Raw genomic sequence first — 13,346 nt, 5'->3', positions numbered from 1 at the left:
GGGTATTTGCAAGCTCCGCAGACCTTCAGTCACGGTGGCGGCAGATGTTCGAATAACCCTGATTTGAATCCCAGTCACTCTGGTTCGGTTTTCCGGTTGGCCGCAAGGCTCCTGCCGCTGTAAGGCAGGCGTTCGTCATTGAATGGCCTGGACCGGATCTTGTACTGGCTCATCCCAACCCACGTGACCTTTGGTAGGGGTCACCACTAGGAGAGGAGGCGCCATGCCAACTATTACTCTTCCCGACGGCAGTCAACGTTCATTCGATCACCCGGTTTCCGTAGCCGAGGTCGCCGCATCCATTGGTGCAGGTCTGGCCAAGGCCACCGTGGCCGGCAAGGTCGATGGCAAGCTGGTCGACGCCAGCGACATCATCAGCGCCGACGCTACGCTGCAAATCATTACGCCAAAGGATGAAGAGGGGCTGGAGATCATTCGCCACTCTTGCGCCCACCTGGTTGGCCATGCGGTCAAGCAGCTGTATCCGACCGCCAAAATGGTCATCGGCCCGGTCATCGACGAAGGCTTCTATTACGACATCGCCTTCGAACGTCCTTTCACTCCGGACGACCTGGCCGCCATCGAACAGCGCATGCAACAGCTGATCGAAAAAGATTACGACGTGATCAAGAAAGTCACTCCGCGTGCCGAAGTGATCGAAGTGTTCAAGGCCCGTGGCGAAGACTACAAGCTGCGCCTGGTCGAGGACATGCCGAACGAACAGGCCATGGGCCTGTACTATCACGAAGAATACGTCGACATGTGCCGCGGTCCGCACGTGCCGAACACCCGCTTCCTGAAATCCTTCAAGCTGACCAAGTTGTCCGGCGCCTACTGGCGTGGCGATGCCAAAAACGAGCAATTGCAGCGCGTCTACGGCACCGCATGGGCGGACAAGAAGCAGCTGGCGGCTTACATCCAGCGCATCGAAGAAGCTGAAAAGCGCGATCACCGCAAGATCGGCAAGCGCCTGGGCCTGTTCCACACCCAGGAAGAGTCGCCGGGCATGGTGTTCTGGCACCCGAACGGCTGGACGCTGTATCAGGTACTCGAGCAGTACATGCGCAAGGTTCAGCGCGACAACGGCTACCTGGAGATCAAGACCCCACAAGTCGTTGACCGCAGCCTGTGGGAGAAATCGGGGCACTGGGCCAACTACGCCGACAACATGTTCACTACTCAGTCGGAAAACCGCGACTACGCCATCAAGCCAATGAACTGCCCTTGCCACGTGCAAGTGTTCAACCAAGGCCTGAAAAGCTACCGTGAGTTGCCGATGCGCCTGGCCGAATTCGGTGCCTGCCACCGTAACGAGCCATCGGGTGCGCTGCACGGCATCATGCGTGTACGTGCGTTCACTCAGGACGATGCCCACATCTTCTGCACCGAAGAGCAGATGCAGGCCGAATCCGCTGCGTTCATCAAGCTGACCATGGACGTCTACGCCGACTTCGGCTTCAAAGACGTCGAGATGAAGCTGTCCACTCGTCCGGAAAAACGCGTCGGTTCCGACGAGCTGTGGGACCGCGCCGAAGCCGCATTGGCTGCAGCCCTTGATAGCGCTGGCCTGCCGTACGATCTGCAGCCGGGCGAGGGTGCGTTCTACGGTCCGAAGATCGAGTTCTCGCTGAAAGATTGCCTTGGTCGCGTCTGGCAGTGTGGTACCCTGCAGCTCGATTTTAACCTGCCTGTCCGTCTGGGAGCCGAATACGTCTCTGAAGACAACAGTCGCAAGCATCCGGTGATGTTGCACCGGGCGATCCTCGGATCCTTCGAACGTTTCGTCGGAATCCTGATCGAGCACTACGAGGGTGCATTCCCTGCGTGGCTGGCTCCGACCCAGGCAGTGATCATGAACATCACTGACAAACAGGCTGATTTTGCCGCCGAGGTTGAAAAAACTCTCAACGAAAGCGGATTTCGTGCCAAGTCTGACTTGAGAAATGAAAAGATCGGCTTTAAAATCCGCGAGCATACTTTGCTCAAGGTTCCCTATCTCTTGGTTATCGGAGATCGGGAAGTCGAGATGCAGACTGTCGCTGTGCGTACTCGTGAAGGTGCTGACCTGGGCTCGATGCCCGTCGCCCAGTTCGCTGAGTTTCTCGCGCAAGCGGTTTCCCGGCGTGGTCGCCCAGATTCGGAGTAATTATTATTAAGCGTGAAATGAGACAAGATAAACGAGCTGCACCGAAAGCCCCGATCAACGAGAATATCTCGGCACGCGAGGTTCGGTTAATTGGGGCTGAAGGTGAACAGCTTGGGATTGTGTCAATTGAAGACGCGCTTCTTAAGGCTGAAGAGGCCAAGCTGGATTTGGTGGAGATTTCCGCCGATGCAGTACCCCCTGTTTGCAAACTGATGGACTACGGCAAATCGATCTTCGAGAAGAAGAAGCAGATTGCCGCGGCCAAGAAAAACCAGAAGCAGATTCAGGTTAAAGAAATCAAGTTTCGTCCAGGGACGGAGGAAGGGGATTACCAGGTAAAACTGCGCAACCTGGTACGTTTCCTGAGTGATGGGGACAGGGCCAAGGTATCCTTGCGATTCCGCGGCCGTGAGATGGCCCACCAGGAGCTGGGGATGGAACTCCTCAAGCGAGTTGAAGGTGACTTGCTCGAGTACGGTTCGGTCGAACAGCATCCTAAGATGGAAGGACGCCAGCTGATCATGGTCATCGCCCCGAAAAAGAAGAAGTAATCAACAGGGCACGGCAGGCCTTCTGATTATGTTTATCAACTGAATGCGGAGTATCCGAACATGCCAAAAATGAAAACGAAAAGTGGTGCTGCTAAGCGGTTTCTGAAAACTGCTAACGGTATCAAGCACAAGCACGCTTTCAAGAGCCACATCCTGACTAAAATGTCGACCAAGCGTAAGCGTCAACTGCGCGGTAGCAGCTTGCTGCATCCGTCTGACGTGGCAAAAGTCGAGCGCATGCTGCGCCTTCGTTAATTTTAGTCAAGAATAGAGGAAGTAACTCATGGCTCGTGTAAAGCGTGGCGTCATTGCCCGTAAACGTCACAAAAAAATTCTGAAACTTGCTAAAGGCTACTACGGCGCTCGCTCGCGCGTATTCCGTGTTGCCAAGCAAGCGGTAATCAAGGCAGGCCAATACGCCTACCGTGACCGTCGTCAGAAAAAACGTCAGTTCCGCGCTCTGTGGATCGCTCGTATCAACGCTGGTGCACGTATCAACGGTCTGTCCTACAGCCGTTTCATCGCCGGCCTGAAAAAAGCGTCCATCGAGATCGACCGTAAGGTTCTGGCTGATCTGGCAGTGAACGAAAAAGCGGCGTTTGCTGCGATTGTCGAGAAAGCTAAAGCCACCTTGGCTTAAGTACCCCCGACAGTCACCCGGCCTCACCTCTGTGGGGCCAGGTGTTAAACGTCATAAATAGGGGAAGAGCCTTCAAGCTCTTCCCCTATTTTGTATCTGGAGTCTGTACATGGAAAACCTGGATGCGCTCGTCTCTCAAGCACTAGAGGCTGTGCAAAGCGCTGAAGATATCAATGCCCTGGAGCAAATCCGGGTTCACTACCTTGGCAAAAAGGGTGAATTGACTCAGGTGATGAAGACCCTGGGGAATTTGCCGGCAGAAGAGCGTCCGCAAGTCGGCGCCCTGATCAACGTTGCCAAGGAGCGTGTCACAGAGGTTCTCAATGCCCGCAAGGCACTGTTTGAAGAGGCCGACCTGGCCGCCAAACTGTCTGCCGAGTCCATTGACGTGACCCTGCCTGGCCGTGGCCAGACCTCGGGTGGTCTGCATCCGGTTACTCGCACTCTGGAACGTATCGAACAGTTCTTCACCCACATCGGCTACGGCATCGCCGAAGGCCCTGAGGTCGAAGACGATTACCACAACTTCGAAGCGCTCAACATCCCAGGCCATCACCCGGCCCGGTCGATGCATGACACCTTCTATTTCAATGCCAACATGTTGTTGCGCACCCATACCTCGCCGGTACAGGTCCGCACCATGGAATCGAAACAGCCACCGATCCGCATCGTCTGCCCAGGCCGTGTGTACCGTAGCGACTCCGATATCACCCATTCGCCGATGTTCCACCAGGTCGAAGGCCTGCTGGTCGATCGCGATATCAACTTCGCCGACCTGAAAGGGACCATCGAAGAGTTCCTGCGCGTGTTCTTCGAAAAAGAACTGGCCGTGCGTTTCCGTCCTTCGTACTTCCCGTTCACCGAGCCATCCGCTGAAGTCGACATGGAATGCGTGATGTGCAGCGGCAAAGGCTGCCGTGTCTGCAAACAGACTGGCTGGCTGGAAGTGATGGGCTGCGGCATGGTTCACCCGAACGTGCTGCGCATGTCCGGGATCGACCCGGAAGAGTTTTCGGGCTTTGCCTTCGGCATGGGCGTTGAGCGTCTGGCCATGCTGCGTTACGGCGTGAACGACTTGCGTCTGTTCTTCGACAACGACTTGCGGTTCCTCGCGCAATTTCGCTAGTCGTAACGAATTCTTAGGAGAGCAGGATGAAATTCAGTGAACAATGGCTGCGTGGCTGGGTTAGCCCGCAGGTAAGTCGCGACGAGCTGGTTGCCCGTCTGTCGATGGCCGGTCTTGAGGTCGATAGCGTTACGCCGGCCGCCGGTGAATTCAGCGGTGTGGTGGTGGGTGAGGTGCTGAGCACCGAACAGCACCCGGACGCTGACAAGTTGCGTGTTTGCCAGGTCAGCAATGGCTCGGAGACTTTCCAGGTCGTGTGCGGTGCGCCAAACGTGCGTCCGGGCCTGAAGATCCCGTTTGCCATGATCGGTGCCGAACTGCCGGGCGACTTCAAAATCAAGAAAGCCAAGCTGCGTGGCGTTGAGTCCAACGGCATGCTGTGCTCGCAAGCCGAACTGCAAGTGGGCGAAGGCAACGATGGCCTGATGGAGCTGCCGGTCGATGCGCCGGTTGGTCAGGACATTCGTGAATACCTGAACCTGGACGACGCCAGCATCGAGGTCGACCTGACCCCGAACCGCGGCGACTGCCTGTCTCTGGCCGGTCTGGCACGTGAAGTCGGCGCGCTGTACGCCGCTGAAGTCACTCGCCCGGTCGTGGCGACCGTTCCAGCCGTACACGATGAAGTGCGTTCGGTTGAGGTGCTGGCACCAGCCGCTTGCCCGCGTTACCTGGGTCGAGTGATCCGTAACGTCGACCTGTCCAAGCCTACGCCGCTGTGGATGGTCGAGCGTCTGCGTCGCGCCGATGTGCGCAGCATTGACGCGGCCGTCGACATCACTAACTACGTGATGCTGGAACTGGGTCAACCGTTGCACGCGTTCGATCTTGCCGAAATCAATGGCGGCATCCGCGTACGCATGGCCGAAGAAGGCGAGAAGCTGGTGCTGCTCGACGGTCAGGAAGTCAGTCTGCGTAGCGATACGCTGGTGATTGCCGACCACACCCGCGCCCTGGCAATCGCCGGCGTAATGGGTGGCGAGCACAGCGGCGTCAACACCGCGACCACTCGTGACATTTTCCTTGAAAGTGCGTTCTTCGATCAGATCGCCGTGGCTGGCAAGGCTCGTTCCTACGGCCTGCACACTGACGCCTCGCACCGCTACGAGCGCGGCGTGGACTGGCAACTGGCCCGTGAAGCCATGGAGCGCGCTACTGGCCTGCTGCTGGATATCACTGGCGGCGAAGCCGGTCCGATCATCGAGACCGTCAGCGAACAGCACCTGCCTTCGATTGCGCCGGTTACTCTGCGTGCGCAACGCATCACTCAGATGCTGGGTATGGAAATGGATTCGGCCGAAGTCGAGCGCCTGCTCAGCGGCTTGGGTCTGAAGATTTCTGCCGATGGGGCAGGGCAGTGGCGCGTTGAAGTGCCGAGCCATCGCTTCGACATCAGCCTTGAAGTCGACCTGATCGAAGAGCTGGCCCGCCTGTACGGTTACAACCGTCTGCCGGTTCGTTACCCGCAAGCCCGTCTGGCGCCGCAAGCCAAGGCTGAAGCGCGCAGCGACCTGCCTGAGTTGCGTCGCCTGCTGGTGGCTCGCGGTTATCAGGAAGCGATCACCTACAGCTTCATCGATCCGAAACAATTCGAGTTGTTTAATCCGGGTGTCGAGCCGCTGCTGCTGGCTAACCCGATTTCCAACGACATGGCGGCCATGCGCTCGTCCCTGTGGCCGGGTCTGGTCAAGGCGCTTCAGCACAACCTGAACCGTCAACAGGATCGCGTGCGTCTGTTCGAAAGCGGTCTGCGTTTTGTCGGTCAGCTGGAAGGCTTGAAGCAAGAGCCGATGCTGGCGGGTGTCGTTTGCGGTAGTCGTCTTCCGGAAGGCTGGGCGCAAGGCCGCGACGTCGTGGACTTCTTCGACGTGAAAGCCGACGTGGAAGCGGTGCTCGGTTTTGCAGGTGCACTGAATTCGTTCACGTTCGTGCCTGGCAAACACCCTGCGTTGCACCCGGGTCAAACCGCGCGTATCGAGCGTGAAGGCCGTTTGGTAGGCTTCGTTGGCGCAATCCACCCTGAATTGTCGAAAACCCTCGGTCTCGACCGTCCGGTCTTCGTTTTCGAGCTGGTTCTGGCCGAAGTGGCGTTGGGTAAAATGCCTAAATTCCAGGAGTTGTCGCGCTTTCCTGAAGTGCGTCGTGACCTTGCGCTGATCGCCGAAAAAGACGTCGCAGCCAGTGCTGTACTGGACGTAATCCGTGAAAATGCAGGGGAATGGCTGACGGACCTCAGGCTATTTGACGTGTATCAGGGTAAAGGCATTGATCCTGATAGAAAAAGCCTTGCAGTCGGCTTGACCTGGCAGCATCCATCGCGCACTCTTAATGACGATGAGGTGAATACCACGACGCAAAACATCCTCACCTCGCTCGAACAAAGGTTGAACGCCACGTTAAGGAAGTGACGTATGGGGGCTCTGACGAAAGCTGAAATGGCGGAACGTCTGTATGAAGAGCTGGGCCTGAATAAACGGGAGGCCAAGGAATTGGTCGAACTGTTTTTTGAAGAAATCAGGCACGCTCTTGAAGACAACGAACAAGTCAAATTGTCCGGTTTCGGCAATTTCGACCTTCGGGACAAACGCCAGCGGCCTGGCCGCAATCCGAAAACGGGTGAAGAAATCCCGATCACGGCTCGCCGTGTGGTCACCTTTCGTCCAGGGCAGAAGTTGAAGGCCCGAGTTGAGGCTTATGCTGGAACCAAGTCATAACGACGAGCTACCCGTCATCCCAGGCAAACGCTACTTCACCATTGGTGAAGTCAGCGAGCTGTGTGCGGTAAAACCGCACGTGCTGCGCTATTGGGAGCAGGAGTTTCCTCAACTCAACCCCGTCAAACGGCGCGGAAACCGCCGGTATTATCAGCGACAAGACGTGCTGATGATCCGGCAGATCCGCGCGCTTCTTTACGATCAAGGGTTCACCATCGGCGGCGCACGCTTGCGTTTGTCCGGCGATGAAGCCAAAGACGACACCACTCAATACAAACAGATGATTCGGCAGATGATTGCCGAATTGGAAGATGTGCTGGTGGTCCTCAAGAAATAAATTCATGCGTTTGAATACTTCCAGTTTTCAAAAGCTTGCGATATATTCTTGAGCGTTCTTCGAGATGAAGGACGAGTTTCACGCCTAGTCGGGGCGTAGCGCAGTCCGGTAGCGCACTAGCATGGGGTGCTAGGGGTCGAGTGTTCGAATCACTCCGTTCCGACCATATAAATCAAGGGGTTGCGAGACTTTATCTCGCGACCCCTTTTTATTTTCGAACGTTTTTGCCCCTACAAAACGACTGGCTCTCGGTGGAATCTTTACCAACACCACCTGGGGTTACACCCTAAATTGTTGGCTTTCTCGGGGAGTTGGTTACCTTCACGGCACAGCTTTTGGCCTTAGGAGAGGTGCAATTGCAGAGTGTTGACGTGTGCATGGATATGCACATATAGTCGGTTGCATGACTAATCGAATCCTTAACCGAACCCGCGCAATTGACGCTGCAATCGAGTCTCTCGATGGCGCTTTCTTCAAGGCGCTTTGCGAGCCTTCGCGTGTAGCTGTGCTCAAGCGCGTGATGCAACTGGGGCGCGCCGACATCGGAGAGATTGCGGAAGCACTGCCCCAGGAACGCTCAGTTGTTTCCCGGCATCTGCAAGTACTGTTAGAGGCAGGTATCGTCCGCGGTACCAAGGTCAGCAGGCAGATGTTCTACGAGGTGGATGGGCCGGCAGTGGTGACACGCCTCGAAGCCATTCTTCAGCATATGAAAAGCCTCGCCCCATTCTGCTGCCCAGGTACGTCCGGATAGTTTTTTTGCTCTGTAGTGTGCATGAGTGTGCATATATGAATGTAATAAATGAAATCTTGGATGTCATTGTGATCGGTGCAGGCCAGGCAGGATTAGCGTGCGGTTGGCACTTACAGCAGCAAAACCTTAGGTTCCTGATTTTGGATGCTGAGCGGTCACCGGGAGGGAATTGGCGCAATTACTACGACAGTCTGAAGCTTTTTTCTCCAGCTGCTTACTCGTCATTGCCAGGCAGGCGCTTCCCGGCAGAACCTGATCATTACCCGCTTCGTGATGATGTCGTACGCTATCTGGAAGACTATGCAAAGGCATTCAGATTGCCAGTTCGTCAGTACACCCGCGTGCAGCATGTACGAAGAGAGCGCGAGCTGTTTCAGCTTCAAACGGACGATGGAGAAATTTTCTGCTCCAGGGCGCTGGTCGTGTGTACGGGGGGATTCAATCAGCCGTTCATTCCAGATATTCAAGGGCTTCAGGGCTTTCTCGGGCGCAGTTTGCACAGCGCGGAATATCGAAATGCCGAAGGCTTTGGTGATCAACGAGTGGTTGTAATCGGTGCTGCGAACTCGGCTGTTCAAATTGCTTATGAACTGGCCCATGTGAGCAAAGTCGTGCTGGCAAGCAGGGAGCCAATTCGGTTTTTTCCACAAAAGATACTGGGTTCGGATTTTCATGCGTGGCTGAAATGGTCGGGGTTGGAAAAGACCCGTTGGTTGAATGACCAAAGTACGCCGGTGCTTGATGACGGGATCTATCGTCGAGCCCTTAAGAAAAAGTTGTTCGAGCGTAAGCCGATGTTCGAGGCGATAACACCAACCGGCGTGATCTGGGCTGATGGGCAGCACACTGAAGCCGATAGCCTGGTGTTTGCTACCGGATTTCGCCCGAACTTGGAATTTTTGAGCGGGTTGGAATGCCCAGGCGATGAATATTGGGCTCACCGTAACGGGCAGGCCGAGCACCTACCTGGGCTGTATTTTGTCGGTCTGCCGAAGCAACGGAACTTTGCTTCAGCGACCCTCAGAGGTGTCGGCCAGGATGCGTCTTACATCATGCCCAGCTTGATGCGATTTGTCCGCGATATGCCTGTTTAGAAGACAACTTGGCAGTTGACGAATCTCAACCGCAGCAACGTTTAGTCAGTGCGTCGAGTCGTTGGAAGGCGCCAGCTGGCGATGAAGCACAGCAAAACCAAACCGCACATAACGACAAGCAGTGCCGAGGCTCCAAAGTTCTGCAAAACAAATGCGGCGGCTATCGGGCCGCAGGCCTGGGCCACGAGTACCGGCCTGGCGAGAAGCCCCATTCTCGCTCCGTAGCCTTGCGGGCCAAACAGCGCCAAGGGGAGGGTGCCGCGAGCGATCGTTAGGATGCCGTTGCCTGCGCCGTAGAGTGCGATCGCCACGAAGGCCATCCAGGGCATCCCTGAGATCAATAATCCCAACCCGACCAGGCATAGAAACACACCGACCCGCGCTGACCAGGTCGGGTGGAGATTTCTGCCTATGGAAAACTCTGCCACCCGTGCCAAGACTTGCGAGGGACCAATCACCATGCCGATGGCCAAGGCCACAGCGGTCGCGATTCCCAGTTGCTTGAGGACATTAAGCAGGTGTACTGAGATACCTGATACGACCAGCGCTAGAACCGTCAGCATGGCGCCAATCAATAAGAATAGATAATTGGTGGTCTTGGGGTGAAGCTCTGACGCGCTGGGTGATTCTGTTATGACGGGGTGGGGTGGTTGTTTTGTGCTTCCAGGAATCAACAGCGAGTGGATGGGTAGCCCAATCAAGAGATGAGCAGCCGCGAGAACAAAGCAGGCGTTTCTCCAGCCGATCCAACTTTCCAGTCCTGCGATCACCGGCCAACCTATGGTACTGGCGAACCCACCTAACAAGGTCAGCCCGGTAATTGACGTTCGAGCCCCTTCGCCGAACAGTCGTCCCAGGGTTGAGAAGGCTGCGTCGTATAAACCCGCCGCCATGGCAACACCGATCAACGTCCAGGCGACATAGTAAGTGGCAACGTTGCCCGCCAGTCCCATTAGTAGCATGCCGAGAGCCAGTAGCGGTGAACTGGCCGCTAGGACAGAGCGTCCGCCGTGGCGGTCAATCTGACGACCAACGGCCGGCGAGGAGGCTCCCGCTACCAAAAGTCCCCAGGACAGACCGCCCACCACATTGGTGATGGACCATCCCGTCTCTTTGGCTATCGGAGACGCAAGCACTGCTGGCAAGTAGTAGGTCGAACCCCAGGCGAGAATTTGAGTAAAACCCATCGCCCATACGAGTCTGGAGCGATTGATCGGGGGATGGATCTGTTCTGGAAGTGTCATGACCGACGTGCTCATTTTTTTGTTGTCAGTAACAACAAGCTATCGCCTTCCTTTGGTTATCGTCAACCGAGAGATCGGTGTTGACGCTTTCGGGATACCAGGATTATTGTTGCAGCTAACAACTAATTTGTGACGGTTATGACGAAGCGTAAAAACGATCAGCTGACTCAGGATTCCGAGGACCTATACGAAGCGTTGAATCAGTTGGTTCGCGTCCATCAGTTCCGTGATCGTGATCGGATTTGCTGTTACGACGTATCGGTCACCCAATGCTATGCCGTCGAGACGCTGGTCAAAAGGGGCGCACTGCGCCTTCAGGTTTTGGCCGAAGAAATGTTCTTGGACAAGAGCACGGCGAGTCGAGTGATCGATACCCTGGAACGCAAGGGGTATGTGTCACGTGTTGAGGATGATGAAGATCGGCGTGCAGTACGAATCCAGGCAACGGATGCAGGGCGTGAGCTATACGAGAAAATCAGAGCTGACCTGATTGCAGAGGAGCGAGCGATGATCGAGAACCTGTCAGCTGAAGCCAGGCAGGGAGCGCTGAGTTTGCTCAGGCAGATCACGCGGGCCACGGAGATTCGCTGCGGGCTCGTGAATGAGTGCTGCCCAGCCGTGAAGAGCAAGGAATGAAAGGGAAGAACTTCCCTTTTTTTGCCAATAATGTTGTTACTACCAACGTAATGGGGCTCCAACAATGCGAGTTCGTTTAGCTGAAACTAAAGACACTGTTTCAATAGCCGCCATCTACAACCAGGGGATCGAGGAGCGTAGCTCTACGTTTGAAACGACTCCTCGAAGCCCGGCAGACATGCTTGATCGCATCAAATCAATGGAGCGCTATCCAGTGTTGGTCATGGTCGATGAGACGGATCAGGTTGTTGGATGGGCAGGACTCAGTAGTTATCGCGCTCGTGCCTGTTACGACGGCATTGCGGATTTTTCCATTTACCTAGATCGCAGTGTTCGCGGCCAGGGGCTAGGCAAACAGTTACTTCAGGCACTGCTGAAAGAAGCCGAAGCTCGCGGATTCTGGAAAGTCCTTTCACGCATTTTTACCTTCAATCACTCCAGCCTCGCATTGTGCGAAGCCTGCGGTTTCCGCCAAGTGGGGGTATATGAAAAACACGCCTGCCTAGAAGGACGTTGGCTCGACTGCGCGATTGTCGAGCGCCTGTTCGCGAACAATCAGCCAACCTGAAGGAGTCGATCATGGATAACACTCACCTTCCCGTCGCCATAATCGGTGCAGGCCCAGTGGGCCTCGCCACAGCCGCTCACCTGCTGGCCAGAGGTATCACTCCGCTGATCCTGGAAGCTGGTCCGGAGGCTGGGGCCAGCATTGAAGAATGGGCGCATGTGAAGATGTTCTCTCCGTGGCAGTTCAATGTGGACAAGGAGGCGGCCAATCTTCTGCTGGCCGATGGTTGGACTCCACCACCGGAGAACGAGTATCCAACGGGTCGTGAACTGCTGGACCGGTTTGTTCGACCTTTCGCCGACCTCGAACAGATCAAGCGTCACTTGCAGTTCAATACCCGTGTTCTGGCAGCCACTCGCGTCGGTCAGGATGTGATGAAGACCCAGGGCAGATCGGCAGCTCCTTTTTTACTGCGTGTCGCAGGGCCGGCGGGTGAACAGGATGTGCTTGCCAGTGCTGTCATTGATGCCTCGGGCACCTACCTGACACCAAACTGGATGGGCGCCCATGGCATCCCTGCATTGGGCGAGATCGAGCATGCAGCGCACATTGCGTACGGCATTCCGGAGGTGCTGGGTCGTGCGCGGAATCGCTATGCCAACAAAAGAGTGCTGGTGGTGGGTGGTGGTCACTCCGCGTTTAACGCCCTACAGGATCTGGTGCGTCTGATTCAGGAGGCACCGCAAACCAAAGTGCTATGGGCGATCCGGGGTAATTCTCTTGAGCGCATTCTGGGTGGTGGTGCGAATGATCAATTGGAAGAGCGCGGAAAGCTCGGCCTAAAGATTCGCCAATTGCTGAATGACGGCGTGATCGAGCTGTTCAAAAACGTCGCTATCGATCAGGTTGTAGGCAATGGCCAAGGGTTGGTTGTGAAGGCGGGAGACCAGATACTTCCACCTGTGGACCAAATCATTGTGGCGACCGGATTCCGACCTGACATGAGCCTGCTCGCCGAGTTGCGTATCGCACTTGATCCCGCAACTCAAAGCGCAGTGTTGCTCGCTCCAATGATCGATCCCAACGAGCACAGCTGCGGTACGGTCAGACCTCATGGCGCGATAGAACTTGCCCATCCTGAGGAAGGTTTGTTCATTGTTGGGATGAAGAGCTATGGTCGGGCGCCTACGTTCTTGTTGATGACTGGGTATGAGCAAGTTCGCTCTGTCGTCGCGGCGCTGGCGGGTGATTGGGATGCGGCCAAAAGGGTTGAGCTGATCCTCCCGGAAACGGGTATTTGCAACTCGGATTTCGATGAAGTCGATGATCGCTTGAAGGCTTCGGAAAGTCAGACGTCTTGTTGTGGCACCGGAGAGACAATCCTTGAGGCCGCGCCTCGTACCTCGCCGGGTTGTTGCAAAGCCTAGTGCACAGCCACCGAACCCGCCCTCGATGACCGGGGCGGGTTAGGGGCGACCTTCTTCTTTTCTTTTGCACGTCCAGGTAGTCCTTGAACCAAGGAGCGACCTATTTCTGCGTGAGTGACAGGTTTATTACAGAAACCATATATGTGCCGCCGCAGATATTTGAAGAGAA

The 13,346-nt window shown here is 55.8% G+C and carries 15 protein-coding genes and 1 tRNA gene; 15 read left to right on the top strand and 1 reads right to left on the bottom strand.

What is annotated here, in order from left to right:
* The first annotated feature begins 223 nt into the window (after positions 1–223).
* From thrS to ACYZUC_RS09605, 11 genes are all read left to right on the top strand, one after another.
* Positions 224–2,146 (top strand): threonine--tRNA ligase, encoded by a 1,923-nt coding sequence (gene thrS, locus ACYZUC_RS09655; RefSeq protein ID WP_008023971.1) that lies wholly within the window; start codon positions 224–226, stop codon positions 2,144–2,146.
* Positions 2,146–2,697: a translation initiation factor IF-3 gene (infC, locus tag ACYZUC_RS09650; protein ID WP_172435341.1), complete on the top strand. Its 552-nt coding sequence runs from the start codon at positions 2,146–2,148 to the stop codon at positions 2,695–2,697. The genes thrS and infC overlap by 1 nt, the downstream gene beginning before the upstream one ends.
* Positions 2,698–2,757: 60 nt before the next feature.
* A complete protein-coding gene (gene rpmI / locus ACYZUC_RS09645) occupies positions 2,758–2,952 on the top strand; it encodes a 50S ribosomal protein L35 (RefSeq protein WP_002553160.1) in 195 nt (64 codons plus the stop codon).
* A 28-nt stretch (positions 2,953–2,980) separates the two neighbouring features.
* Positions 2,981–3,337, top strand: a complete 357-nt coding sequence (gene rplT, locus ACYZUC_RS09640; protein WP_007905879.1) for a 50S ribosomal protein L20 — start codon at positions 2,981–2,983, stop codon at positions 3,335–3,337.
* Between the two features lie 109 nt (positions 3,338–3,446).
* Positions 3,447–4,463 (top strand): phenylalanine--tRNA ligase subunit alpha, encoded by a 1,017-nt coding sequence (gene pheS, locus ACYZUC_RS09635; RefSeq protein WP_007905876.1) that lies wholly within the window; start codon positions 3,447–3,449, stop codon positions 4,461–4,463.
* A 26-nt stretch (positions 4,464–4,489) separates the two neighbouring features.
* Positions 4,490–6,871 (top strand): phenylalanine--tRNA ligase subunit beta, encoded by a 2,382-nt coding sequence (pheT, locus tag ACYZUC_RS09630; protein WP_461995354.1) that lies wholly within the window; start codon positions 4,490–4,492, stop codon positions 6,869–6,871.
* A 3-nt stretch (positions 6,872–6,874) separates the two neighbouring features.
* Entirely contained in the window at positions 6,875–7,177 is a 303-nt protein-coding gene (gene ihfA, locus ACYZUC_RS09625; protein WP_002553164.1) for an integration host factor subunit alpha, read from the top strand.
* Entirely contained in the window at positions 7,158–7,514 is a 357-nt protein-coding gene (locus tag ACYZUC_RS09620; RefSeq protein WP_003179985.1) for a MerR family transcriptional regulator, read from the top strand. The genes ihfA and ACYZUC_RS09620 overlap by 20 nt, the downstream gene beginning before the upstream one ends.
* 89 nt (positions 7,515–7,603) lie before the next feature.
* Positions 7,604–7,680 (top strand) — tRNA-Pro (locus ACYZUC_RS09615).
* A 237-nt stretch (positions 7,681–7,917) separates the two neighbouring features.
* Positions 7,918–8,268, top strand: a complete 351-nt coding sequence (locus tag ACYZUC_RS09610) for an ArsR/SmtB family transcription factor (RefSeq protein ID WP_048377495.1) — start codon at positions 7,918–7,920, stop codon at positions 8,266–8,268.
* Between the two features lie 35 nt (positions 8,269–8,303).
* Positions 8,304–9,362: a flavin-containing monooxygenase gene (locus ACYZUC_RS09605; RefSeq protein ID WP_461995352.1), complete on the top strand. Its 1,059-nt coding sequence runs from the start codon at positions 8,304–8,306 to the stop codon at positions 9,360–9,362.
* Between the two features lie 41 nt (positions 9,363–9,403).
* On the opposite strand, the gene ACYZUC_RS09600 is transcribed toward ACYZUC_RS09605, so the two are convergent.
* Entirely contained in the window at positions 9,404–10,606 is a 1,203-nt protein-coding gene (locus ACYZUC_RS09600) for an MFS transporter (protein ID WP_461995349.1), read from the bottom strand.
* Here ACYZUC_RS09600 and ACYZUC_RS09595 point away from each other — a divergent pair.
* The 4 genes from ACYZUC_RS09595 (at position 10,605) to ACYZUC_RS09580 (ending at position 13,177) form a co-directional block, all read left to right on the top strand.
* Positions 10,605–10,739 (top strand): hypothetical protein, encoded by a 135-nt coding sequence (locus ACYZUC_RS09595; RefSeq protein ID WP_258558634.1) that lies wholly within the window; start codon positions 10,605–10,607, stop codon positions 10,737–10,739. The two genes, ACYZUC_RS09600 and ACYZUC_RS09595, sit on opposite strands and share 2 nt — an antisense overlap.
* Positions 10,740–10,744: 5 nt before the next feature.
* On the top strand, positions 10,745–11,242 hold the full coding sequence (locus ACYZUC_RS09590; protein ID WP_092238472.1) for a MarR family winged helix-turn-helix transcriptional regulator: 498 nt from the start codon (positions 10,745–10,747) through the stop codon (positions 11,240–11,242).
* Positions 11,243–11,306: 64 nt separating this feature from the next.
* Positions 11,307–11,810, top strand: a complete 504-nt coding sequence (locus ACYZUC_RS09585; RefSeq protein WP_048377491.1) for an arsinothricin resistance N-acetyltransferase ArsN1 family A — start codon at positions 11,307–11,309, stop codon at positions 11,808–11,810.
* A gap of 11 nt (positions 11,811–11,821) precedes the next feature.
* Entirely contained in the window at positions 11,822–13,177 is a 1,356-nt protein-coding gene (locus ACYZUC_RS09580) for an FAD-dependent oxidoreductase (protein WP_461995348.1), read from the top strand.
* Positions 13,178–13,346: the final 169 nt, after the last annotated feature.

It is taken from the genome of Pseudomonas sp. GT1P32, from assembly GCF_054897805.1.
Note: the sequence above shows the minus strand (reverse complement) of the source record. Positions and strands in the feature narration are given on the sequence as shown.

Coding starts and splice junctions, on each gene's coding strand:
- ACYZUC_RS09605 (WP_461995352.1), top strand. CDS start 8,304: ATGAATGTAATAAATGAAATCTTGGATGTCATTGTGATCGGTGCAGGC.
- pheS (WP_007905876.1), top strand. CDS start 3,447: ATGGAAAACCTGGATGCGCTCGTCTCTCAAGCACTAGAGGCTGTGCAA.
- ACYZUC_RS09620 (WP_003179985.1), top strand. CDS start 7,158: ATGCTGGAACCAAGTCATAACGACGAGCTACCCGTCATCCCAGGCAAA.
- ACYZUC_RS09585 (WP_048377491.1), top strand. CDS start 11,307: ATGCGAGTTCGTTTAGCTGAAACTAAAGACACTGTTTCAATAGCCGCC.
- pheT (WP_461995354.1), top strand. CDS start 4,490: ATGAAATTCAGTGAACAATGGCTGCGTGGCTGGGTTAGCCCGCAGGTA.
- ACYZUC_RS09590 (WP_092238472.1), top strand. CDS start 10,745: ATGACGAAGCGTAAAAACGATCAGCTGACTCAGGATTCCGAGGACCTA.
- rpmI (WP_002553160.1), top strand. CDS start 2,758: ATGCCAAAAATGAAAACGAAAAGTGGTGCTGCTAAGCGGTTTCTGAAA.
- thrS (WP_008023971.1), top strand. CDS start 224: ATGCCAACTATTACTCTTCCCGACGGCAGTCAACGTTCATTCGATCAC.
- ACYZUC_RS09580 (WP_461995348.1), top strand. CDS start 11,822: ATGGATAACACTCACCTTCCCGTCGCCATAATCGGTGCAGGCCCAGTG.
- ACYZUC_RS09600 (WP_461995349.1), bottom strand. CDS start 10,606: ATGACACTTCCAGAACAGATCCATCCCCCGATCAATCGCTCCAGACTC.
- ACYZUC_RS09610 (WP_048377495.1), top strand. CDS start 7,918: ATGACTAATCGAATCCTTAACCGAACCCGCGCAATTGACGCTGCAATC.
- ihfA (WP_002553164.1), top strand. CDS start 6,875: ATGGGGGCTCTGACGAAAGCTGAAATGGCGGAACGTCTGTATGAAGAG.
- rplT (WP_007905879.1), top strand. CDS start 2,981: ATGGCTCGTGTAAAGCGTGGCGTCATTGCCCGTAAACGTCACAAAAAA.
- ACYZUC_RS09595 (WP_258558634.1), top strand. CDS start 10,605: ATGACCGACGTGCTCATTTTTTTGTTGTCAGTAACAACAAGCTATCGC.